Consider the following 22375-nt stretch of genomic DNA (forward strand, 5'->3'; position numbering starts at 1 on the left):
GGCGCCAATCACAGTTCGTTTCGCATTATTACATTGGCTTGCCAATATGGATTTTTTTCTGCAACAAGCAACTAAACTGAAAATAGCAGGTTCCCGGGGCATTTTCTCGCGCCAGCTTGCACCTTATCTCCCCAGCGGCGGGCACCGCCGTTGGATTTCGTCTCTGGAGGTTGGAATGGACAGCTCGATCATCGCAGACCGCCGGCTGCTGCGCCGCAGACTTGGCTTCTGGCGCCTTGCCGCGGTCGTGCTGCTCGTCGCGCTCGGCTTTGCGCTTTATAATTTTGCGTTCGGCGAAGGCAGCACCGCACGGCCCCATATCGCCCACGTGACGATCTCCGGCCTGATCACCGATGATGACGAGCTCCTCGAGCGGTTGGAAAAGATCAAGGAGAATGATCAGGTCAAGGCGGTCGTGATCTCGATCTCCTCGCCCGGCGGCACGACCTTTGGCGGCGAAAAGATCTTCAAGGCGATCCGGGCGATTGCGGAGAAGAAGCCCGTCGTCTCCGACGTCAGGACACTTGCTGCCTCCGCCGGCTATATGATTGCGACGGCCGGCGATACGATTATCGCCGGCGAAAGCTCGATCACCGGCTCGATCGGCGTCATCTTCCAATACCCGCAGGTCCAGCCGCTGCTCGACAAGCTCGGCGTCTCACTGCAGGAGATCAAATCCTCTCCGCTCAAGGCCGAGCCCTCGCCGTTCCACGATACCAGTGAAGAAGCCAAGGCCATGATCCGCAACATGGTTCTCGACAGCTATGACTGGTTCGTCAACCTCGTTGCCGACCGGCGCAAATTGCCGCACGACGAGGTGCTGAAGCTTGCCGACGGAACGATCTATACGGGCCGGCAGGCGCTCAAGGTGAAGCTCATTGACGCCGTCGGTGGACAGCCCGAAATTCGCGCCTATCTGACCTCGCGAAACGTCAGCGACAAGCTGCCGGTCGTCGACTGGGACAAGAAGAGCAACACGCCGTTTCTGCTCGCTGGGGCTGTTTCGCGGTTGATTACGATCCTCGGTTATGGTGATCTTGTCAAAAGTCAGGATCTTAACGGCATCCTGCCCCCAAAGTTGCTCCTTGACGGGCTGCTTTCAGTTTGGCAGGTTGGCCAGGATTGAATAAGAAATCAATAATTTAAGGGGGCGACCGTGATCAAGTCCGAATTGGTGCAGATTGTTGCGGCACGCAATCCGCATCTCTACCACCGCGATGTCGAAAATATCGTCAATGCGGTCCTCGACGAGATCACTGATGCGCTTGCCGCCGGCAACCGCGTCGAACTGCGCGGTTTCGGCGCATTTTCAGTAAAGAACCGCCCTTCCCGCTCCGGCCGCAACCCGCGCACTGGTGATACCGTTTTCGTCGAGGAGAAGTGGGTCCCCTTCTTCAAGACCGGCAAGGAACTGCGCGAGCGCCTGAACCCCGGACAGGCCGACGAAGAGGATTGATCCTCGGTATCAGGCATCAAGCCGCACTTGAACTTCGCCGCTGCCCTTCTATTCTGGCGTCCACGAAGCTTGCCTTCGCTAAACCGGCGCGGAGAACGACATGACCAAGAAGAACATCAACCTTTTGATTTTGCTGCCGCTTGGTGTCATCCTGATCATCTTCTGTGTCGCCAACCGGCAGAGTGTGACGCTTGCATTCAATCCGTTTCGGCCGGAGGATCAGGTTCTTTCCCTGGCAGCGCCGTTCTTCGTTTTCCTGCTTATCGCTTTCATCATCGGCATGCTGGTGGGCTCTGCTGCGACCTGGTTCAACCAGGGCAAGCACCGCAAGCGCGCACGCGTCGAAGCCAAGGAAGCAATCCGCTGGCAGGGCGAAGCAGATCGTCACAAGACACGCGCGGAGGAGATCGCCGGGCAATTGCCCTCGCGATGATTACCGCTATTTCGCAGGTGCCGGGGTGAAACTCAACTCTTCATAATCGCCCTCGGGTGAGGCGCCTCTGCCGGTTACCTGAAAGCCATGCGCCAGATAGAAGGCCTTGGCGTCGCGGTTATTGATGAGACATTTCAGCCGATATTTATGCTCTGGCCAGCCGGGGAGCGATTGCAGCAGCGCGGTTCCCGCGCCTTTGCCCTGGAATTCGGGCAGGATATAGAGCATGTGGATGAAATCATCCGCCGCCCAGACCGAGATGAAGCCGGCTATCTTCCCGTCAGCCCCCTCGCAGACAGAAACGACTTCGCCGTTGGTATGTGCGGCAAAATCCTCCCTATGAAACTTGCCGGGGTCGACCCAAGTGAAGGTCTGGCGTCGGACGGACAGGTAGATATCAGCAAGCTGCATTACGTCTTCGGGGCAGTTGGGTCGGATTTTCCAGGTCATCGATCTTGCGTAAAAGGGATTATCTGACATGCCAAGCCCATGTGCCTAGCCGGCCGTCTTTTCGATGACGGCGGCATTGAAATTTCCCCAGAAGCGACGGGCGAGCCTTTCCAGTGTGGCGCGGATCAGCCGGCCGCCGAGTTCGGCAATTCGGCCACCCGTATCGCCGTCGGCTTCGTAGCGCAACAGCGTATGCAGGCCCTCATTGACCAGCGTGACGTCGGCCTCGCCCTTGGCAAAACCGGCAATGCCACCTCGCCCCTCCGCAGAAATCGTGTAGCTACGCGGCGCGTCGACATTCGAAAGCCTGATATCGCCGTTGAAGGTCACCGAAAACAGGCCGAAGCCGACCTTGACGGTTGCCACGAATTCGGTTGGCGACCGCTTTTCGACGCTCTGGCAGCCCGGAATGCATTGCCTAATGATATCGGGATCATTCATGGCCGCCCATACGACATCCCGCGGCGCGGCGATGCGTTCCTCCCCGATTAAGTCCATCAGCAGTTCCCCATTTCCATGGTCTGACCATATCATAATGGGAAAGCGCTTTGCCAAGGTCGGGCGGAATGCTATTTGCACTGGCTCAATTGAATTTAAGGCGCGGAAGACCACGTTGAAACAAAGAGAACGCCGGCCTGGCGCGAAGGTAGCGACAGGCCCCTCGGGCGGACGCCGCTCCGATGTGAGGCCTGCAAAGCCGGAAAAGACGGTCGCTAAGACGGCACCAGCGCGCGAACAGCGCCCCCCGGCAGCCGTTCCAGCGGCAATCGAACGCCCGCTCACGGCACGCCACGGCGAGCGGCCGGCAGAGCGGGTGCCTGTCATTCTGGAATCTACGGGTGCGGGCGATTTCCATCTGATCGACAGCGGCAACGGCCAGAAGCTTGAACAATACGGCCCTTATCGGATCGTGCGGCCCGAGGGACAGGCGCTCTGGCAGCCATCTCTGCCCGCCCATGTCTGGGAGAAGGTCGATGCTGCCTTCACCGGCGATACGGATGAAGAAGGCACCGGCCGCTGGCGTTTTCCGAAGGAAGCGCTTGGCGAAACCTGGCCGCTCAACCTGCTCGGCGTCGATTTCTTCGGCCGCTTCACCTCTTTCCGGCATGTCGGGGTCTTCCCCGAGCAGATCGTCCACTGGAGCTGGATGAAGCAACAGGTGGAAAGCGCCGGACGGCCTCTGAAGGTGCTGAACCTTTTCGGCTATACGGGCGTTGCCTCACTGGTCGCCGCGGCTGCCGGTGCAGAAGTCACCCATGTCGATGCCTCGAAGAAGGCGATCGGCTGGGCCCGCGATAACCAGGCGCTGGGGCGGATGGAAAAGCTGCCGATCCGCTGGATCTGCGAAGATGCGATGAAATTCATCCTGCGCGAGGAACGGCGCGGCAGTCAGTACGACATCATCCTCACCGACCCGCCGAAATTCGGCCGCGGGCCGAATGGTGAGGTCTGGCACCTTTTCGAGCACCTGCCCCTGATGCTGGATATCTGCCGCGAGATCCTGTCGCCGAAGGCGGTTGGCCTCGTGCTGACGGCCTATTCGATCCGGGCGAGCTTCTATTCCATTCATGAGCTGATGCGCGAGACGATGCGCGGGGCCGGCGGCGTGGTCGAGTCAGGCGAACTCGTCATCCGCGAGGCGGGCCTTGATGGCAAAACGCCGGGCCGGGCGCTCTCCACCTCCCTCTTTTCCCGCTGGGTGCCGAAATGAACGAATTCCATGATCGCGGCCCTCGCAAGGTGGGGCAGGTGAAGGAAGTCACCTCGCTCGCCAACCCCATCATCAAAGATATCAAGGCGCTGACCAACAAGAAGTCGCGCGAAGAGAGCGGCACCTTCATGGCCGAAGGGCTGAAGCTCGTCATCGATGCGATTGAGCTCGGCTGGACGATCCGCACGCTCGTCTACGCCAAAGCCGCCAAGGGCAAACCGCTCGTCGAGCAGATGGCGGCGAAGACAGTTGCTTCCGGTGGGCTCGTGCTCGAAGTCAGCGAAAAGGTGATCTCCTCGATCACTCGGCGTGACAATCCGCAGATGGTGGTCGGCATTTTCGAAACGCGCTGGGCAAAGCTTAGGGATATTCGGCCGAAGGAGGGCGAGACCTGGGTGGCGCTCGACCGCGTGCGCGATCCCGGCAATCTCGGAACGATCATCCGGACCGCCGATGCGGCCGGAGCCTCCGGTGTCATCCTTGTCGGCGAGACGACCGATCCTTTTTCACTGGAAACGGTGCGCGCCACGATGGGCTCGGTCTTTGCCGTTTCGGTCGCCCATGCAACGGCAGAGGAATTCATCGCCTGGAAAAAGCAGGCCGGCGTTTCCGTCGTTGCGACCCATCTCGCGGGCTCGGTCGATTACCGTACGATCGACTACAAGAAGAAGCCGGTCGTGCTCCTGATGGGCAACGAACAATCCGGCCTGCCGGAGCAGCTTGCCAAGGAAGCGGATGCACTTGCCCGCATTCCGCAGCAGGGCCGCGCCGATTCCCTCAATCTCGGTGTTGCCACAGCCGTCATGCTTTTCGAGGCGCGCCGCCATCTCCTCTCACTGTCCGAGGGCAAATGACCGATCTTGCGACCGCACGCCCGGCGCTCTTTTCGCGACCGCTGCCGATCCTGATCTTCATCGTGATCGCCGTCATCCTCGACCAGATCGTCAAGATCGCCGTCGATCATTACCTACCGCTTCAGGAGGCGGTGCCGGTCATTCCGATGCTCGCTCTCTATCGCACCTATAATCTCGGCGTCGCCTTCTCGATGCTGTCAGGCATGGATGGATGGTTCATCGTCGGCATGCGTTTGATCATCGTTGCCTTCGTGCTTTATCTCTGGCATCGCACGGCCAAGGACCGCTGGCTGGCGCATCTTGGCTACGCTCTCATCATTGCGGGAGCGATTGGAAATCTCATCGACCGTTTCGCCTATGGCCATGTGATCGACTACATCCTCTTCCACACAGAAACCTGGTCTTTCGCTGTCTTCAATCTCGCTGACAGTTTCATCACTGTCGGTGCCGGCTGCGTAATTCTCGATGAGATGCTGCAGAAGCCGAAAAAGGCGGATCACTAAATTTTTAGCAGATTCCTGAAAACATTCGGAACGGGCAATATGTTAGCTGAACTGCATGCAAAGTATGGCGCAGTTACAGGAACGATTGTCCGCCGCATTCGGCGGAGCCGCCGTTAGGGCCTGTCGAGGCCGGACGGCGGGTGAATTGATGTCGCCGGCTACCCTTCGCTCCCTGCATCCATTGCTCTTTCATTGGCTCGGCGGAGCAGGTCTCATTTCGGCGATCCTGCTGCTATTGCTTTCTCATTGGGGCGGCCCGCTCATGGCAGGCCTCGGCCTTATCCTGATCGCCGCGATTGCAGGCTATCTTGCCCTTCTTTTCAGAAACGGAAACCGGTCCAGCGGCCGTAGCCCGGAAGCGCCGGACCGCGTCGATGCGACCGGCCTGCTCGGCACGGTCCATGACGTGCTTGGCGATATCGTCGTCACCCGCATGATGGACCGGCGCATCATCGGCGCCAACGAGACATTCCGCCACTTGACCGGGCGCGCCAAACCCGAAGGCCAGACCTGTGAGGAGATCGGCCTTGCCTTCCGTCCCGGCCCGCAGCCGCATCGGTACGATGTGGAGATTTCGACACCGGCCGGACAGCGCATCTTTCTCTGGCACGATGTCGTGACTCGTGATCCGGCAAACGGACGACTGCTTCTGCAGAGCATCGCGCGCGACGTGACTGAAGAGCGGCTTGCGGCCGAAAGCCGCGAGGAGGCGCGGCAGAAGGCGGAATATAACAGCGCCGCCAAATCTCGGCTGCTCGCCACTGTCAGCCACGAAATCCGCACGCCCCTATCCGGCATTCTCGGTATGGCGCATCTGATTTCTGAAACAAAGCTGACGCAGGAACAGCAAAACTATCTGACCAGCATCCGCCAGTCCGGCCATGCACTGACGCAACTGGTCGAGGATCTGCTCGACTTCTCCACCATCGAGGTTGGCCGTTTCCAGCTCCGCCCGCGATCGGAATCGCTGCGCAAGCTCGTCGAAAGCGTCGTGGAAATGCTGGCGCATCGCGCCCATGAAAAGGGTATCGAGATCGGCGCTACGGTCTCCGCCGATGTGACGGAGCTGATGAGCTTCGATCCGGCACGGTTGCGACAGGTGCTTTTCAACGTCATCGGCAATGCAGTGAAATTCACGCAGACCGGCGGCGTCTTCATTCGCGTCTCCAGGGCGGCCGGCGAGCTGTCGATTACCGTCACGGATACCGGACCTGGCATGACGGCGGAGGAACAGGCGCGCATATTCGGGGAATTCGAACAGGGCGGCTCGCTTGTCCAGAAGAGCAACGGCACAGGCCTCGGCCTTGCAATCTCCGCCCGCATCATACGCGAATTCGGCGGCTCGCTGACAGTTGCAAGCGAGAGGGGCAAGGGCAGCCAGTTCACCATCCGCTTTCCTGTCGAGTTTTCGGAAGAGGATACAGCCACCCGAAATACATTGCTGGCGGGAAACAGCATCGTGCTGCTCGCTCCGGCCGGTGCAGCGCGCACGGCAATCGCCGAAACGATCAGGACGCTCGGCGGGCGTTGCCACCTCGTCGCTGGTGGCGAGGCGGCGCGCGAAAGCCTGCTGTCGCTTGCCCGCAGCGGCGACCGGCCGACCGATATCATCGTCGATCACCGCATGTCGGACGAATTCTCGCTGCATATCGCCGATCGCACGGAGATCGCCGCACTCGGCCTGCGCAAGGTGCTGCTCGTCAATCCGGAAGAACGTAACTCCTATTCGCTCGACCTCTTCGATGCGTGGCTGATCCGGCCGCTGCGCGAGCAGTCGCTGATCGACGTGCTGCGCGGACGCATGCGCGGTATGGAAAAGCGCGATGCGCTGAACGACAATCAGCCCGGGCTCGGCCCTTCCATCGCAGAACGGACGGCGATGGGCGGCGGTCTTTCCGTCCTCCTCGGCGAGGACGATCCGATCAACGCCATGCTGGTGCGCGTCATGCTGGAAAAAGGCGGCCATTCCGTCAGGCATGTGGATGATTTCGAAACCCTGCTCGATTTTGCGCTGGGTGACGACAGGCCCGACATCATCATCAGCGATCTCTCCATGCCTGGCGGCAACGGCATCGACATGCTCGGACGCCTGCGCGGACACGAACGACGGCTTGATCTTCAGCCCGTACCGGTCATTGTCCTGACTGCGGACAAGAGCGATGAATCGCGGCGACAGGTCTTGCTCAACGGCGCCAATCGCGTCATGGTAAAACCGGTGGATCCGGTCAGGTTGCTCACCGAAGTGCAGGCGGTTGTTGCTCTTTCAGCCCGACGGGCTGAGGCGCGCTAAAGCTGGGGAAAACGGCACGTTTCTTGCGTGCACAAATTCGGTATGTCACTTTCCTGTCGTACATAAGTGTTTTATGGCGTGTGATAAGCCGGAGACGGGAGAATCGCCATGTCTGTTGACATCCTTAATTGTGACGCTGCTGCCGAGGCCGCTCGGCCGTCGACGGCTGCCGCCCCGAAGGAAGGCGATGTTCTCGGCCGCATCGGCAATCTGGAGACCCGCCTTGCCCGCAGCGCGCGTGAGATCGATGCTGCGCAGGCCGTGCGCTACCGTGTTTTCGTTGAGGAAATGAAGGCCCAGCTGCCTGCGGAAGCGATGCGCCGCGAGCGGGACTTCGATGCTTATGACGCCTTTTGCGACCACCTTCTCGTTCTCGACCGCTCGATCGAGGGCGATGCTGAAGACCAGATTGTCGGCACTTATCGCCTGCTGAGGCAAGATGTCGCCATGGCGAATGGCGGTTTTTACTCGGCTTCGGAATTTGCGATCGACGCGCTCATTGCGCGCCATCCCGACAAGCGCTTCATGGAACTCGGACGCTCCTGTGTGCTGCCGGAATACCGCACCAAGCGCACGGTCGAACTGCTCTGGCAGGGTAATTGGGCCTATGCGCTGAAGCACGGCATGAGCGCCATGTTCGGCTGCGCATCCTTCCCGGGCGTGCATCCTGAAAGCCACGCGCTGGCGCTATCCTTCCTCTATCACAGCGTGCTCGCCAAAGGCGAATGGGCCGTCGGCGCCCTGCCGCATCTCGCGCGCGATATGGACCTGATGCCGGCCGAAGGCGTCAATCCGAAAAAGGCGCTGATGGCGTTACCGCCGCTCATCAAGGGTTACCTGCGCCTTGGCGCGATGGTCGGCTCCAGTGCGGTCGTCGACCAGGCGTTCAATACGACCGACGTGCTGATCGTGCTGCCGATCTCCAGTATCTCCGACCGGTATCTCAATTATTATGGCGCGGACGCTGGGCGCTTCGCGAGCTGACGGCCACCGCTTGACGGCGATGCCTCATCCATTCATTCTCATTCGGCGTTTTCCGTAGGGCGCATCGGCAATGGTGCCGGCTGGGCTATGCCCGCCTACAAGACCAAACCTTGCGCCATGCCAAATTTTGAAAACCTCAGGAAGAAAGCCAAGCAATTCAAGCGCTGGCACCAGGATCGTTATTATCCTGTCGCCGCAGAGATCCGCCATTGGCTTGCCCGCTACCGCCATCTCGATGACCAACAAATCCTCGATCTTGGGTTCAAGCTCGCGGATGCGCAGGAACTGGTGGCTGCACAGGCGGGATTTGAAAGCTGGGCGGCGCTGAAAAAAGGGCTCACGGAGATGAGTGCAACCGATCAACGGAAATCCGCTTCCCAACCGACATTGCTTGACGCACAGCCGCAGCTTTTTGTGGACGATATCCAGGCCGCCTGCGATTTCTATTCACAGAAGCTCGGCTTCACGATCGCCTTTACCTACGGCGAACCGCCGTTTTATGCGCAAGTCGTTCGCGGTGCGGCGAGGCTCAATCTTCGCCACGTCGACATGCCTGCCTTCCATCCCGAACTTCGTCAGCGCGAGAGGGACATCCTGTCCGCGACGATCACGCTTGATGATGTGAAGGCGCTTTTTCTCGAATACACCGCAAACAGCGTCCCGTTTCATCAGCCGCTGAGGCTGGAGCCCTGGGGTGCGAGAACATTCATCGTATGCGATCCGGATGGAAATCTGATCGCTTTTGCAGGCTAAGCCGGTCTGAGAGTGGACCGCATAAGCGGTCCGCTCTCTCTTATTTATCAAGAGCCGGCAGCATAGGCCGCAATCGCAGCCATGTTGACGATATCGCTGTCCTTGGCGCCCATCGAGGTGATCTGCACCGCTTTATCGAGGCCAACGAGGATGGGGCCGATGACCGTCGAGCCGCCGAGTTCCTGCAGCATCTTCGTCGAGATCGATGCCGAGTGGAATGCCGGCATGACGAGAACGTTGGCCGGACCGGAGAGACGGCAAAAGGGATATTGTTCCATCACCTTGCGGTTCAGCGCAACGTCGGCGGCCATCTCGCCATCATATTCGAAATCGACGCGGCGCCTGTCGAGGATCTTTACGGCTTCGCGCACGCGCTCGGAACGCTCGCCCGACGGATGGCCGAAGGTGGAATAGGCGAGCAACGCGACGCGCGGCTGGTAGCCCATGCGGCGCGCGAGACCTGCGGCCTCCTCGGCAATATCGGCAAGCTCCTCGGCCGTCGGCATATCATGAACCGCAGTGTCGGCGACGAAGACCGTGCGGCCGCGGCAAAGTGCAATGGATACGCCGATCACGCGATGGCCAGGTTTATGGTCGATGCAGCGGCGCACATCTTCGAGTGCCGTCGAATAGTTGCGGGTGATGCCCGTCACCATGCCATCGGCATCGCCGAGCGCCACCATGGTGGCAGCGAAATGGTTGCGGTCATTGTGGATCAGGCGCTGCGCGTCGCGGTGCAAGTAGCCCTTCCGCTGCAGGCGGGCATAGAGATAGTCGATATAGGCCTCGACGCGGGTCGAGATACGGGCGTTGACGATCTCGAGGCCGGGACGATTGAGGTCGATACCGGCACGTTCGGCCGTTGCACGGATCAGATCCTCGCGGCCGAGCAGGATCGCGGTACCAAGCTGCTGGTTGGCGTAAGACATGGCGGCACGCATCACCTGCTCTTCTTCAGCCTCAGCGAAGACCACGCGCTTGGGATGGCGGCGCACGCGCTCATAGAGGCTGGCGAGTGTGGAGGCGATCGGATCACGGCGAGCCGACAGCTCGCGTTTGTAGCCAGCCATGTCGGTGATGATCTTGCGGGCGACACCGCTTTCGATCGCCGCTTCGGCAACAGCGGCCGGAATGGCTGAAATCAGGCGCGGATCGAAGGGAACCGGAATGATGTATTGTGCGCCGAAGCGCGGACGATTGCCCTGATAGGCAGCAGCAACATCATCGGGCACGTCTTCACGGGCAAGGCTGGCGAGTGCCTTCACAGCGGCAATCTTCATCGCATCATTGATGGTCGAGGCGCGGACATCGAGGGCGCCGCGGAAGATATAGGGAAAGCCCAGCACGTTGTTGACCTGGTTCGGATAGTCCGAACGGCCGGTCGCCATGATGGCGTCATCACGGATGCGGGCAACTTCTTCCGGCGCGATTTCTGGATCGGGATTGGCCATGGCGAAGATGATCGGCCGGTCGGCCATGGAGCCGATCATTTCTTCGGAGAAGGCGCCCTTTTGCGACAGGCCGAAAACCACATCGGCGCCCTTCATCGCTTCTTCCAGCGTCCGGGTATCGGTCTTTGCCGCATGCGCCGACTTCCACTGGTTCATGCCTTCGGTGCGCCCTTGATAGATGACGCCCTTGGTATCGCAGAGGATGATGTTCTCAGGCGCAAAACCCATCGACTTGATGAGTTCGACGCAGGCGATAGCGGCAGCACCCGCTCCATTGCAGACGAGCTTAGTGGTCTTGAGATCGCGGCCGGTCAGCTCCAGCGCATTGATAAGGCCGGCGGCGGCGATGATTGCTGTGCCGTGCTGATCGTCATGGAATACGGGAATATCCATCAGCTCGCGCAGACGGCTTTCGATGACGAAACAGTCCGGCGCCTTGATGTCTTCCAGATTGATGCCGCCGAAGGACGGACCGAGGAAACGCACGCAATTGATGAATTCGTCGACATTTTCCGTATCGACTTCAAGGTCGATGGAATCGACATCGGCAAAACGCTTGAAGAGGACCGATTTGCCTTCCATGACCGGCTTGGAAGCCAGCGCTCCGAGATTGCCGAGGCCAAGGATGGCCGTTCCGTTGGAGATGACGGCAACCATATTGCCGCGGGTCGTATAGTCGTAGGCAGTGGCCGGATCGGTGGCGATGGCTTTGACCGGCACCGCGACACCGGGAGAATAGGCCAGCGAGAGGTCGCGCTGCGTCGCCATCGGCTTGGTCGGATTGATCTCCAGCTTGCCGGGCCGACCCATCGCGTGAAATTCGAGCGCTTCCTTGTCGGTAACAGAGGTCACCGGCCGTTCTTTCTTCTCCATCTGCGACATGCCTCCTCCAAACGTCTGTGGGTGACGTTTTCCTCTTTCCCAATTGCTGTTGTCATCTATAGCGGCGCGCGGATAGGGTTGGCACCTGTTTTTTTGGGAAAAACTGCACCTCCGTGAACGCACGAATAGACAGCAGAAACGAAGCCTTCTCGGCAGCCGAGCTTGCGACTGAGGAAAGCCGCGCCTCGGCGACGCCGATGATGGAACAGTATATAGAGATCAAGGCGAACAATCCGGATTCGCTGCTCTTCTATCGCATGGGTGATTTTTACGAGCTGTTCTTCGAGGATGCGCTCGAGGCTTCACGCGCGCTCGGCATCACGCTCACCAAGCGCGGCCAGCACATGGGGCAGGACATTGCGATGTGCGGCGTGCCTGTGCATGCGGCCGACGACTACCTGCAGAAGCTGATTTCGCTCGGCTACCGCGTCGCCGTCTGCGAGCAGGTTGAAGATCCGGCAGAAGCCAAGAAACGCGGCTCGAAATCCGTCGTCAAGCGCGATGTCGTCCGTCTTGTCACGCCGGGCACCATTACCGAGGAGAAGCTGCTTTCGCCCTCGGAATCGAACTATCTGATGACGCTGTCGCGCATCCGCGGTTCTTCCGAGCCTGTGCTGGCGCTTTCCTGGATCGATATTTCCACCGGCGTCTTCCGGTTGGCGGAAACGGAAGCATCGCGACTGCTCGCCGATATCCTGCGCATCGATCCGCGCGAGCTCATCGTTCCCGATACGATGTTTTATGACGCCGAACTGAAATCGGTCTTCGATGTACTCGGCCGCACCGCCGTTCCGCAGCCGGCTGTGCTTTTCGACAGCGCGACGGCAGAAACGCGCATAGCACGCTATTTCGAGGTTTCGACGCTCGACGGCTTCGGAAGTTTTTCGCGCGCCGAACTGGCGGCCGCGGCGGCAGCCATCGCCTACGTGGAGAAGACGCAAATTGCCGAACGGCCGCCGCTCGGCAGACCGGAACGGGAGAGCGGCGCCTCGACGCTGTTCATCGATCCGGCCACCCGTGCCAATCTGGAACTTGTGCGCACACTCTCCGGTGATCGCAACGGCACGCTACTGAAGGCGATCGACCGCACGACCACTGGCGGTGGGGGGCGCCTGCTTGCCGAACGGCTGATGTCCCCGCTCACCGATCCCGCCCGCGTCAATGAGCGCCTGGATTCGATCGGCTTCCTCATGCAGGAACCATCGCTCTGCGGCGACCTGCGCGACGCGCTGAAACATGTACCCGACATGCCGCGGGCCCTCTCCCGCCTGGCGCTCGACCGTGGCGGTCCGCGGGATCTCTGGGCTATCAGGCAGGGGCTTGGTGCTGCGGCTCAGATCGCCGATCTGCTGGGAAGCGCGATGCTGCCGGAGGAGCTGGGACAGGCGCGCATGGGGCTGCAGGCTCTACCATCCGAACTCGAAGCTCTGCTTGCCGAAAACCTCGCGGAAGAACTGCCGCTTCTGAAACGCGATGGTGGCTTCCTGCGCGATGGTGCCAATGCCGACCTCGACGATGTCAGGGCGCTGCGCGACCAGTCGCGCCGGGTCATTGCAGGCCTGCAGCTGCAATATGCCGAAGAGACCGGCATCAAGTCGCTGAAGATCAAGCACAACAATATCCTCGGTTATTTCATCGAAGTCACCGCAGGCAATGCCGGGCCGATGACTGATACGGCCGAGGCGAAGGCTCGCTTCATCCACCGGCAGACGATGGCAAATGCCATGCGGTTCACCACGACGGAGCTTGCCGACCTCGAAAGCCGCATCGCCAACGCCGCCGACCGCGCGCTGCAAATCGAGCTTGAAGCTTTCGACCGGATGATGGAGGCGACTGTTACAGAGGCAGAAGCGATCAAGGCTGGTGCGCGAGCCCTTGCCGTCATCGATGTCGCAGCAGGTCTGGCACTGCTTGCGGAGGAACAGGCCTATTGCCGGCCGCTGGTCGATGGCTCGAAGATGTTTGCAATCGAGGGCGGGCGCCATCCCGTCGTCGAACAGGCACTGCGGCGCCAGTCCATTGGTCCTTTCGTCGCCAATAATTGCGATCTGTCGCCTGTCTCCGATGGCAAGGACGGCGCGATCTGGCTGCTGACCGGCCCAAATATGGGCGGTAAATCGACCTTCCTGCGCCAGAACGCGCTGATCGCCATTCTCGCCCAGATGGGTTCCTTCGTGCCGGCAGCGTCAGCGCATATCGGCATCGTCGACCGGCTGTTTTCGCGCGTCGGCGCCTCCGACGATCTGGCGCGCGGGCGTTCCACCTTCATGGTGGAGATGGTCGAGACGGCTGCAATCCTCAACCAGGCAACCGATCGTTCCCTCGTCATTCTCGACGAGATCGGCCGCGGTACCGCGACCTTCGACGGCCTTTCCATCGCCTGGGCCGCTGTCGAGCATCTGCACGAGGCCAATCGCTGCCGCGGGCTTTTCGCCACGCATTTCCATGAGCTGACCGTGCTTTCGGAAAAGCTTGCCCGGCTATCGAACGCGACGATGCGCGTGAAGGAGTGGGACGGCGATGTCATCTTCCTGCACGAGGTCGGTCCGGGTGCGGCCGACCGCTCCTACGGCATTCAGGTGGCGCGGCTTGCCGGCCTGCCGGCCTCTGTCGTGGCTCGGGCACGTGATGTGCTGACCCGGCTTGAAGATGCCGATCGCAAGAACCCGGCAAGCCAGCTGATCGATGACCTGCCACTTTTCCAGGTCGCGGTGCGCCGCGAGGAAACATCGCGCGGGCCTTCCAAGGTCGAAGAAGCCCTGAAGGCGATGAGCCTCGACGACATGACGCCACGCGAGGCGCTCGATGCGCTTTACGACCTTAAAAAGAAGATGAAATAGGAGCAGCGCCCGTGTTCATGGAAAAACTGCTTCAGGAAACCCAGCGCCTCTCCGTCATCGTCTCGATGCTCGAGATCATGAAACAATCTGATGGTAATCTGGAGGCGCGCGGCTGGAACACGCCGATCGGCATGGCGAAGATCACTGGTTCCTGCCTGAAGATCGGCGAGATCAGCGGCGCGATCGTCGATGCCGGCTACCGTGAATGCGACAAGGCGACGCTTAACGGCATTATGAGCGAGACCCGGCAGGTTCTCGATACGCTGCTGACGCAGGCTTCAGCCTGAGGCTTGCGGCAAAGCGTCCGTCACCAGCGGCTTGCCAACACCATTTCGCCAAATTTAAAGGTTCATGGAATATGAAGGCCCGTGTCAATCCGCGGGCAAAGAGGCTATAGCGCATGCAGATCAAACACGAGGCGCGCCATGAGCAAGCGGCCCGGACCGAAGAGGCAGCTCCCCGGCCGATGGCGACGCACGATATCGATTTTTCCGAAATTCTCGATGTGGAATTGCTGCAGGGTCAATGTGACGCCATTGCCGAAGCCAACCGCAATCGTCCCGACGTGCTACGGAACGATCTTCTTGCCGTTCTGAAGAAAGCCAGCGTCGAAGGACGCAGGAAGGCGCGGGAACTGCTCAACGCCCAAGGCGGCGGGCTTGATTGCGCTCATCGCATTTCCTGGCTGCAGGACCAGATCATCACCGCCCTCTATAATTTCGCCACCGCCCATGTCTTCCCGAAGCAGAAGGACAAGTTCGCGGTCACGGCGGTCGGCGGCTACGGGCGCGACACACTGGCTCCGGGTTCCGATATCGACTTGCTCTTCCTCTTCTTGCCGAAGCCGGCGGAAGAGACGCACAAGGCCGTCGAGTTCATGCTCTATATGCTGTGGGACATGGGCTTCAAGGTCGGCCACGCGACCCGCACCATCGATGAATGTATCGCGCTTTCCAAGTCCGACATGACCATCCGCACCGCCATTCTGGAAATGCGTTTTATCTGCGGGCTGCAGTCGTTGGAAACGGAGCTGGAATCCCGCTTCGACAAGGAAATCGTCACCGGCACAGGACCGGAATTTATCGCCGCCAAGCTTGCCGAACGCGACGAACGCCACCGTAAGGCCGGCGATACGCGCTATCTTGTCGAGCCGAACGTCAAGGAGGGTAAGGGCGGCCTTCGCGACTTGCATACCCTCTTCTGGATTTCGAAATATTATTATCATGTCCGCGACCCCGCCGATCTGGTGCCGCTCGGCGTGTTGTCGAAGCAGGAATACCGGCTTCTGGAAAAGGCCGACGACTTTCTCTGGGCCGTGCGCTGCCACATGCATTTCCTAACCGGGAAAGCGGAGGAGCGCCTGTCCTTCGATATCCAGCGCGAGATCGCAGAGGCGCTCGGCTATCATTCCCGCCCCGGCCTATCGGCCGTCGAGCGTTTTATGAAGCACTACTTCCTGGTCGCCAAGGATGTCGGCGACCTGACGCGCATCCTCTGCGCGGCACTCGAAGACCAGCAGGCGAAATCGATTCCGGGACTGACGGGCGTCATCAGCCGCTTTACCCATCGCAATCGCAAGATCCCCGGCAGCGTCGAGTTCGTAGAGGATCGCGGCCGCATCACGCTCGCCAATCCCGATGTGTTCAAGCGCGATCCGGTCAGCATCATTCGCCTGTTCCATGTGGCCGATATCAACGGGCTGGAATTCCATCCCGATGCGCTGAAGCGCGTCACCCGTTCGCTCGGCCTCATCAACAACGACCTCCGCGAAAATGACGAGGCCAACCGGCTTTTCCTGTCGATCCTCACCTCCAGGCGCGATCCCGCACTCATCCTGCGGCGCATGAACGAGGCAGGCGTGCTTGGCCGCTTCATTCCCGAGTTCGGCAAGATCGTCGCGATGATGCAGTTCAACATGTATCATCACTATACAGTCGATGAGCATCTGATCCGCGCCATCGATGTTCTCTCGGAGATCGACAAGGGTAAGGCGGAGGAGCTGCATCCTCTTGCCAACAAGCTGATGCCGCATATCGAGGACCGCGAGGCGCTTTATGTCGCCGTGTTGCTGCACGATATCGCCAAGGGCCGGCAGGAAGACCATTCAATTGCCGGCGCGCGTGTCGCCCGCAAGCTCAGTGCCCGCTTTGGCCTGTCGCAAAAGCAGACCGAGATCGTCGTCTGGTTGATCGAGGAACATCTGACCATGTCGATGGTCGCCCAGACGCGCGACCTGACGGACCGCAAGACGATCACCGATTTCGCCGACCGCGTTCAGTCTCTCGACCGCCTGAAGATGCTGATCATCCTGACGATCTGCGACATCCGCGCCGTCGGGCCGGGTGTCTGGAACGGCTGGAAGGGCCAGTTGTTGCGCACGCTCTATTACGAGACGGAACTGCTGCTTGCCGGCGGCTTCTCGGAAGTATCGCGCAAGGAACGCGCCCAGGCTGCGGCCGAAGCGCTCTACGCCGCGCTTTCCGACTGGAGCCAAAAGGATCGCCGCACCTATACCAAGCTGCACTACCAGCCCTATCTGCTCTCCGTGCCGCTGGAGGATCAGATCCGCCATGCGCATTTCATTCGCCAGGCGGACAAGGCTGGCCAGGCACTGGCGACCTCAGTGCGCACGGACAGCTTCCATGCGATTACCGAAATCACCGTCCTCTCGCCCGATCATCCACGCCTGCTCGCCGTCATTGCCGGCGCTTGTGCGGCGGCTGGCGCCAACATCGTCGATGCGCAGATCTTCACGACCTCCGACGGACGCGCACTCGACACGATCCATGTCAGCCGCGAGTTTCCGAACGATGAGGACGAGCTTCGGCGCGCCGGCACGATCGGCCGCATGATCGAGGACGTGCTTTCCGGCCGCAAACGCCTGCCCGAAGTGATCGCGACCCGCGCGAAGAACCGCAAGAAGAGCAAGGCCTTCATCATTCCGCCGTCGGTGACGATCACCAACAGCCTGTCGAACAAGTTCACCGTCATCGAGGTGGAATGCCTCGACCGGCCGGGCTTGCTGTCGGAAATGACCGCTGTCTTGTCCGATCTGTCGCTCGACATCCAGTCGGCGCGCATCACCACCTTCGGTGAAAAGGTCATCGATACTTTCTACGTCACCGATCTCGTCGGCCAGAAGATCTCCGGTGACAGCAAGCGCGCCAATATCACTGCCCGTATGAAAGCGGTCATGGCCGAGGAGCAGGACGAACTGCGCGAACGCATGCCGTCAGGCATCATCGCCCCTGCCGCGACTGCCGCCGAAAAGAAAGCCGGTTCCCCCGTATGAGCCTCGTCAAGAAATTCGCCACGGTCGGCGGCGCCACGCTCGGAAGCCGCATCTTTGGTTTTGCCCGCGAAACGCTGATGGCAGCTGCTCTCGGCACCGGGCCGATGGCTGACGTCTTCTATGCCGCCTTCCGTTTCCCGAATCTCTTCCGCAGGCTCTTTGCCGAGGGCGCTTTCAACGCCGCCTTCGTGCCGCTTTTCGCAAAGGAGATCGAGGCGAACGGCACTGACGGCGCCAAGCGCTTTTCGGAAGAAGTCTTCGGTGTTCTGTTCTCTGTACTGCTGCTCATCACCATCGTCATGGAGCTTTCCATGCCACTGCTGGTGCGCTTCGTCATCGCGCCGGGCTTTGCTGATGATCCCGAGAAATTCGGCATCACCATCCGCATGGCGGCAGTGATGTTCCCCTATCTCATGTGCATGTCGCTGACGGCGATGATGAGCGGCATGCTGAATTCGCTGCATCACTTCTTCGCCGCAGCCGTCGCGCCCGTTTTTCTCAACGTGGTGATGATCGCCGCGCTGTTCTACGCGCTCTATACCGGCGCCGAACCGTTGGCGACGGCCTGGTATCTTTCCTGGGGCGTGCTGGCGGCCGGCGTCCTGCAGCTCGCCGTCGTCTATCTCGGTGTGCTGCATGCCGGCATGAGCATCGGCTTCCGCTTTCCGAAGATGACGCCCAACGTCAAGCGGCTGCTGATCCTTGCCATTCCAGCGGCCGTCACAGGCGGTATTACGCAGATCAATCAGCTCATCGGCCAGGCAATCGCCTCTTCGCGCGAAGGCGCCATCGCCGCCCTGCAATATGCCGACCGAATCTACCAGCTTCCCCTCGGCGTCGTCGGCGTCGCCGTCGGTGTGGTGCTGCTGCCCGAACTCGCCCGCGCACTCAAGGGCGGGGCGCTGCGCGAGGCGGCCTTCCTGCAGAACCGCTCGATCGAATTCGTGATGTTCCTGACGATCCCGGCCGGCTTTGCGCTGTGGATCCTGTCGGACGAAATCATCCGCGTGCTCTACGAGCGCGGCGCCTTCCACGAGCAGAACACCCTCATCGTCGGCTCGATCCTGGCGATCTACGGGATCGGTCTGCCGGCCTTCGTGCTGATTAAGGCGCTGCAACCGGGCTTTTATGCCCGCGAGGACACCAAGACGCCCATGCGTTTCTCGGCGGTTGCCGTCGCGGTCAACTGTGCTACGGCGCTGACACTCTTTCCCTATATGGGCGCACCGGGCATTGCGGTAGCGGAAGCGACAGCAGGCTGGATCAGCACCGTGCTGCTCTTCACCACACTTCTACGCCGCGGCCATCTGACATGGGAATGGGCGCTTGCCAAACGCGCCGTCCTGCTGATCGTCGCGTCCGCCGTCATGGCCGCCGTCATCTTCTACCTCAAGCAGCACTGGGCGCCCTGGCTTGCCTCGGGCGCACCGCTTCTGACCAAGGTCGGCACGCTTGGTCTGCTGATTGCGATTTCGATGGTCGTCTATTTCGCGACCGCCTTTTTGATCGGCGGGGCGGACCTCGGCATGATCCGCCGCAACCTGAACCGCAAGCCGGCGCCGGTGAAAGATGCCTAACGCCCTTTTCGCGCAATTCCGGGTGCGAAACCGCTGCGCACTTTTGCTGGAACTGCTTTAGCAATCCACCCATCGTCGCTGCGGCCCGACATCGACGTGGACGATGCCATTGCAATAGGTGCCTATCCCTCCGATGCCGGGTGCGGTTTTCGCAGCGGCGACGATCGTGCGCTCCGACACGCCGGGAATCCGGATGTCAGCCGCCAGGCATTTCCCGTGCATGGAGCCGTGGCGGCGGGGATGTGGCCGGAAGCCTGAGGTTATCATCGGCCGGCGTCCGGTCTTTGCCGCGATATGCGACAAGACCGCCCGCAATCGCTCCGGGAAACAGCCTGCGCGAACGCTGACAGTTTGCATCGTGTAAGCAATACGCGTCTCGTGTTTGGGAAGTTGGGTCGTCTGCCGTCGATTATCTTGACCGACGGCTGTCGTTGCTGATTGTAGGGCGAAAAGGCCTGCCATGGCGAGCAAACTAGCGTTCTGCATGGTCCCTCCGATCGGTTATCCCGACGGCCCCTTGGGCCGCCAGCCCGGCGAGAGGATTTTCAGTTCAAAGAAAGCTTTTCTGTGAAATTTTATACTCAATTCTAGCTAAACATACTGATCAATTTGGCGTAAAACTGGGCATTTTTCTGCAAACGAATGGAATAAACTTCCGAATCTGGAGATCTCATGATCCAATCTCTGTTTCTCGTCACCCTCGTCGTCGACGATTACGACCGTGCCAAAGCCTTCTATTGTGAGGCTCTCGGCTTCGAATGCCTTCAGGATGAAGTACAGCCGGAAGGCAAGCGCTGGGTCGTCGTCAAGCCAAAGGGCGGGGATGGCGCCGCCTTTCTGCTGGCGCAGGCGGCAAATGAAGCACAGCAAGCCGCCGTCGGAAATCAAACCGGCGGGCGTGTCGGCTTCTTCCTCAAGACCGACGATTTTGTGCGCGATCACGCAGCGATGCTTGATGCCGGCGTGCGCTTTCTGGAGGAGCCGCGACATGAGGTTTACGGTACCGTGGCCGTTTTTTCGGATCCTTACGGCAACACCTTCGATCTCATTCAACAGGCCGCGCCCGCGGCCTCTTGATTGCGGCCGGGAGCCCGTGCATAAGCGCCCGCGTTAGCAACATGGGCCTTTGGCCCTGGGGCCCTCCACCAGCCTAATCGAGGACAGCATCATGGGTGAATTCAAGAAGCTCGTATTCTCCGGCGTTCAGCCGACGGGCAACCTGCATCTCGGCAATTATCTCGGCGCAATCCGCCGCTTCGTGCAGCTTCAGGACGGCAACGACTGCATCTATTGCGTCGTCGACCTGCATGCACTGACAGCGCAGCTCGTCCACGATGACATGCTGTCGCAGACGCGCTCGATCGCAGCCGCCTTCATCGCTTCCGGCATCGACGCTGAAAAGCATATCGTCTTCAATCAGTCCGCCGTACCGCAGCACGCCGAACTCGCCTGGATCTTCAATTGTGTCGCCCGCCTCGGCTGGATGAACCGCATGACGCAGTTCAAGGACAAGGCCGGCAAGGACCGCGAGCAGGCCTCGCTCGGTCTCTACGCCTATCCGAGCCTGATGGCCGCCGACATTCTCGTCTACCGCGCCACGCATGTGCCCGTCGGCGAAGATCAGAAGCAGCACCTCGAGCTGACGCGTGACATCGCGATGAAGTTCAATCTCGATTACGCCTCGCACATCCGTAAGACGAATTACGGGATCGACATCACCGTCGGCGATGAGCCGGTGCATGCTTATTTCCCGATGGTCGAACCGCTGATCGGCGGGCCGGCGCCGCGCGTCATGTCGCTGCGTGATGGTACGAAGAAGATGTCGAAGTCCGATCCGTCGGACCTTTCGCGCATCAACCTGATGGACGACGAGGATGCGATCTCCAGGAAGATCCGCAAGGCCAAGACCGACCCGGATGGCTTGCCGAGCGAAATCGCCGGTCTCGAAAACCGGCCGGAGGCTGAAAACCTCGTTTCGATCTATGCCGCACTCGCCGACAAGACGAGGGAACAGGTCCTCGCCGAATTTGGCGGCCAGCAGTTCTCTGTCTTCAAGCCGGCGCTGATCGATCTCGCTGTCCAGGTGCTGTCGCCGATAACGGGCGAAATGCGCCGCCTGATGAGCGATACGAGCCATATCGATGCGATTCTCCGCAACGGCAATGAACGCGCGCGAGCACGCGCCGACGTGACGATGCGCGAACTTCGCGAGATCATCGGCTTCCTCTACTAATCAGATCGACATGCAGAGCTCCCGTGCAAAACGGGGGCTTGCAAATTTCTGGTCTCAGGTGTCAGAGTTCGCATCATGGTATCAAAGCGACTCTCACGGCTCGAAGGTCATCGCCGCAAATTCATGGCGGTGATAGACGGGACACCCGAATGCCAACGCGCCGTCCATTATGCGGGACGGCGTGCCAAGAATTCCAATGGCGGCCTCGTCCTTCTCTACGTGATCCCGGAAGGCGATTTCCAGCAATGGCTTGGCGTCGAGGAGATCATGCGGGCGGAAGCCCGCGAGGAGGCGGAAGCCACTGTCGCCAAGATCGCACAAATCGTGCGCGAGACGATCGGCATCGAACCAGAGATCGTCATCCGCGAGGGCAATTCGGCCGAGCAGATCAATGCGGTGATCGAGGAAGACCGGGACGTCGCCATCCTCGTGCTGGCCGCAGGTTCCGCCAAGGAGGGGCCGGGGCCGCTGGTTTCGTCCGTCGCAGGACGTGGAGCTGCCTTTCCCATTCCCGTCACCGTGCTTCCCGACACGCTGACGAATGAAGAAATCGATGCCCTCTGTTAAGCCATTTCTTGAGTATCAGTCTCTTGAATCGGTCGGACAATAGGCTTATTTTCTTTTGAAGAATTCTAAAGACGGCAGAGGCAACGCCCGCCGCATGGA

General features: G+C 60.3%; 20 protein-coding genes. 16 read left to right on the forward strand and 4 right to left on the reverse strand.

The genetic code is table 11. The features are described from left to right. Positions 1-175 precede the first annotated feature (175 nt). The 3 genes from sppA to H4W29_RS07430 all read left to right on the forward strand — a co-directional run bounded on the left by sppA (position 176) and on the right by H4W29_RS07430 (position 1889). Positions 176-1126, forward strand: a complete 951-nt coding sequence (gene sppA / locus H4W29_RS07420) for a signal peptide peptidase SppA (RefSeq protein WP_192728351.1) — start codon at positions 176-178, stop codon at positions 1124-1126. A gap of 30 nt (positions 1127-1156) precedes the next feature. Then, a complete protein-coding gene (locus H4W29_RS07425) occupies positions 1157-1456 on the forward strand; it encodes an integration host factor subunit beta (RefSeq protein ID WP_003544934.1) in 300 nt (99 codons plus the stop codon). 100 nt (positions 1457-1556) lie between these two features. Further along, the gene (locus H4W29_RS07430; protein WP_192728352.1) at positions 1557-1889 is read left to right on the forward strand and encodes a LapA family protein; all 333 of its coding nucleotides are present in this window, start codon (positions 1557-1559) and stop codon (positions 1887-1889) included. A gap of 6 nt (positions 1890-1895) precedes the next feature. On the opposite strand, the gene H4W29_RS07435 is transcribed toward H4W29_RS07430, so the two are convergent. Together H4W29_RS07435 and H4W29_RS07440 are read right to left on the reverse strand one after the other, a co-directional pair. After that, a complete protein-coding gene (locus tag H4W29_RS07435) occupies positions 1896-2339 on the reverse strand; it encodes a GNAT family N-acetyltransferase (RefSeq protein WP_192728353.1) in 444 nt (147 codons plus the stop codon). Between the two features lie 45 nt (positions 2340-2384). Beyond that, entirely contained in the window at positions 2385-2837 is a 453-nt protein-coding gene (locus H4W29_RS07440) for an SRPBCC family protein (RefSeq protein WP_192728354.1), read from the reverse strand. 115 nt (positions 2838-2952) lie between these two features. Here H4W29_RS07440 and H4W29_RS07445 point away from each other — a divergent pair, with 115 nt between their 5' ends. The 6 genes from H4W29_RS07445 (at position 2953) to H4W29_RS07470 (ending at position 9434) form a co-directional block, all read left to right on the forward strand. Beyond that, positions 2953-4050: a class I SAM-dependent methyltransferase gene (locus H4W29_RS07445; protein WP_192728355.1), complete on the forward strand. Its 1098-nt coding sequence runs from the start codon at positions 2953-2955 to the stop codon at positions 4048-4050. Next, entirely contained in the window at positions 4047-4904 is an 858-nt protein-coding gene (locus tag H4W29_RS07450; RefSeq protein WP_192728356.1) for a TrmH family RNA methyltransferase, read from the forward strand. The genes H4W29_RS07445 and H4W29_RS07450 overlap by 4 nt, the downstream gene beginning before the upstream one ends. Next, on the forward strand, positions 4901-5407 hold the full coding sequence (gene lspA, locus H4W29_RS07455; RefSeq protein WP_192728357.1) for a signal peptidase II: 507 nt from the start codon (positions 4901-4903) through the stop codon (positions 5405-5407). Before H4W29_RS07450 ends, lspA begins: the two co-directional genes overlap by 4 nt. A 55-nt stretch (positions 5408-5462) precedes the next feature. Beyond that, entirely contained in the window at positions 5463-7697 is a 2235-nt protein-coding gene (locus tag H4W29_RS07460; RefSeq protein ID WP_192728358.1) for a hybrid sensor histidine kinase/response regulator, read from the forward strand. 108 nt (positions 7698-7805) lie between these two features. Further along, complete coding sequence (gene olsB, locus H4W29_RS07465; RefSeq protein ID WP_192728359.1) at positions 7806-8681, forward strand: l-ornithine N(alpha)-acyltransferase; 876 nt, start codon at positions 7806-7808, stop codon at positions 8679-8681. Between the two features lie 117 nt (positions 8682-8798). Then, positions 8799-9434: a bleomycin resistance protein gene (locus tag H4W29_RS07470; protein WP_192728360.1), complete on the forward strand. Its 636-nt coding sequence runs from the start codon at positions 8799-8801 to the stop codon at positions 9432-9434. A 47-nt stretch (positions 9435-9481) separates the two neighbouring features. On the opposite strand, the gene H4W29_RS07475 is transcribed toward H4W29_RS07470, so the two are convergent. Beyond that, complete coding sequence (locus tag H4W29_RS07475; RefSeq protein ID WP_192728361.1) at positions 9482-11767, reverse strand: NADP-dependent malic enzyme; 2286 nt, start codon at positions 11765-11767, stop codon at positions 9482-9484. 113 nt (positions 11768-11880) lie between these two features. Between H4W29_RS07475 and mutS the strand changes: the two genes are divergently transcribed. From mutS to murJ, 4 genes are all read left to right on the forward strand, one after another. After that, positions 11881-14607, forward strand: coding sequence for a DNA mismatch repair protein MutS (gene mutS, locus H4W29_RS07480; RefSeq protein WP_192728362.1), 2727 nt, complete (start codon positions 11881-11883; stop codon positions 14605-14607). 11 nt (positions 14608-14618) lie between these two features. After that, entirely contained in the window at positions 14619-14894 is a 276-nt protein-coding gene (locus H4W29_RS07485) for a hypothetical protein (protein ID WP_192728363.1), read from the forward strand. A gap of 113 nt (positions 14895-15007) precedes the next feature. Continuing rightward, on the forward strand, positions 15008-17899 hold the full coding sequence (locus H4W29_RS07490) for a [protein-PII] uridylyltransferase (protein WP_192728364.1): 2892 nt from the start codon (positions 15008-15010) through the stop codon (positions 17897-17899). Next, positions 17896-19476, forward strand: a complete 1581-nt coding sequence (gene murJ / locus H4W29_RS07495; RefSeq protein ID WP_192728365.1) for a murein biosynthesis integral membrane protein MurJ — start codon at positions 17896-17898, stop codon at positions 19474-19476. The genes H4W29_RS07490 and murJ overlap by 4 nt, the downstream gene beginning before the upstream one ends. A 57-nt stretch (positions 19477-19533) precedes the next feature. Here murJ and H4W29_RS07500 read toward each other — a convergent pair whose 3' ends face one another. Continuing rightward, on the reverse strand, positions 19534-19962 hold the full coding sequence (locus H4W29_RS07500; RefSeq protein ID WP_192728366.1) for a YcbK family protein: 429 nt from the start codon (positions 19960-19962) through the stop codon (positions 19534-19536). Between the two features lie 186 nt (positions 19963-20148). Here H4W29_RS07500 and H4W29_RS07505 point away from each other — a divergent pair, with 186 nt between their 5' ends. From H4W29_RS07505 to H4W29_RS07515, 3 genes are all read left to right on the forward strand, one after another. Beyond that, complete coding sequence (locus H4W29_RS07505) at positions 20149-20553, forward strand: VOC family protein (RefSeq protein WP_192728367.1); 405 nt, start codon at positions 20149-20151, stop codon at positions 20551-20553. A gap of 91 nt (positions 20554-20644) precedes the next feature. Further along, a complete protein-coding gene (gene trpS, locus H4W29_RS07510) occupies positions 20645-21709 on the forward strand; it encodes a tryptophan--tRNA ligase (RefSeq protein WP_192728368.1) in 1065 nt (354 codons plus the stop codon). 75 nt (positions 21710-21784) lie between these two features. After that, positions 21785-22276: a universal stress protein gene (locus H4W29_RS07515; RefSeq protein ID WP_007814929.1), complete on the forward strand. Its 492-nt coding sequence runs from the start codon at positions 21785-21787 to the stop codon at positions 22274-22276. Positions 22277-22375 lie beyond the last annotated feature (99 nt).

It is taken from the genome of Rhizobium viscosum (assembly GCF_014873945.1).
GTDB classification, from domain to species: Bacteria; Pseudomonadota; Alphaproteobacteria; order Rhizobiales; family Rhizobiaceae; genus Rhizobium; species Rhizobium viscosum.

What these genes read in the sequence shown, in the direction of transcription:
- H4W29_RS07470 (WP_192728360.1), top strand. Translation starts at nt 8,799, where the DNA reads ATGCCAAATTTTGAAAACCTCAGGAAGAAAGCCAAGCAATTCAAGCGC.
- olsB (WP_192728359.1), top strand. Translation starts at nt 7,806, where the DNA reads ATGTCTGTTGACATCCTTAATTGTGACGCTGCTGCCGAGGCCGCTCGG.
- H4W29_RS07435 (WP_192728353.1), bottom strand. Translation starts at nt 2,339, where the DNA reads ATGACCTGGAAAATCCGACCCAACTGCCCCGAAGACGTAATGCAGCTT.
- H4W29_RS07460 (WP_192728358.1), top strand. Translation starts at nt 5,463, where the DNA reads ATGCAAAGTATGGCGCAGTTACAGGAACGATTGTCCGCCGCATTCGGC.
- H4W29_RS07430 (WP_192728352.1), top strand. Translation starts at nt 1,557, where the DNA reads ATGACCAAGAAGAACATCAACCTTTTGATTTTGCTGCCGCTTGGTGTC.
- trpS (WP_192728368.1), top strand. Translation starts at nt 20,645, where the DNA reads ATGGGTGAATTCAAGAAGCTCGTATTCTCCGGCGTTCAGCCGACGGGC.
- H4W29_RS07490 (WP_192728364.1), top strand. Translation starts at nt 15,008, where the DNA reads ATGCAGATCAAACACGAGGCGCGCCATGAGCAAGCGGCCCGGACCGAA.
- H4W29_RS07515 (WP_007814929.1), top strand. Translation starts at nt 21,785, where the DNA reads ATGGTATCAAAGCGACTCTCACGGCTCGAAGGTCATCGCCGCAAATTC.
- H4W29_RS07475 (WP_192728361.1), bottom strand. Translation starts at nt 11,767, where the DNA reads ATGTCGCAGATGGAGAAGAAAGAACGGCCGGTGACCTCTGTTACCGAC.
- lspA (WP_192728357.1), top strand. Translation starts at nt 4,901, where the DNA reads ATGACCGATCTTGCGACCGCACGCCCGGCGCTCTTTTCGCGACCGCTG.
- murJ (WP_192728365.1), top strand. Translation starts at nt 17,896, where the DNA reads ATGAGCCTCGTCAAGAAATTCGCCACGGTCGGCGGCGCCACGCTCGGA.
- H4W29_RS07450 (WP_192728356.1), top strand. Translation starts at nt 4,047, where the DNA reads ATGAACGAATTCCATGATCGCGGCCCTCGCAAGGTGGGGCAGGTGAAG.
- sppA (WP_192728351.1), top strand. Translation starts at nt 176, where the DNA reads ATGGACAGCTCGATCATCGCAGACCGCCGGCTGCTGCGCCGCAGACTT.
- H4W29_RS07440 (WP_192728354.1), bottom strand. Translation starts at nt 2,837, where the DNA reads ATGGACTTAATCGGGGAGGAACGCATCGCCGCGCCGCGGGATGTCGTA.
- H4W29_RS07505 (WP_192728367.1), top strand. Translation starts at nt 20,149, where the DNA reads ATGATCCAATCTCTGTTTCTCGTCACCCTCGTCGTCGACGATTACGAC.
- H4W29_RS07500 (WP_192728366.1), bottom strand. Translation starts at nt 19,962, where the DNA reads ATGCAGAACGCTAGTTTGCTCGCCATGGCAGGCCTTTTCGCCCTACAA.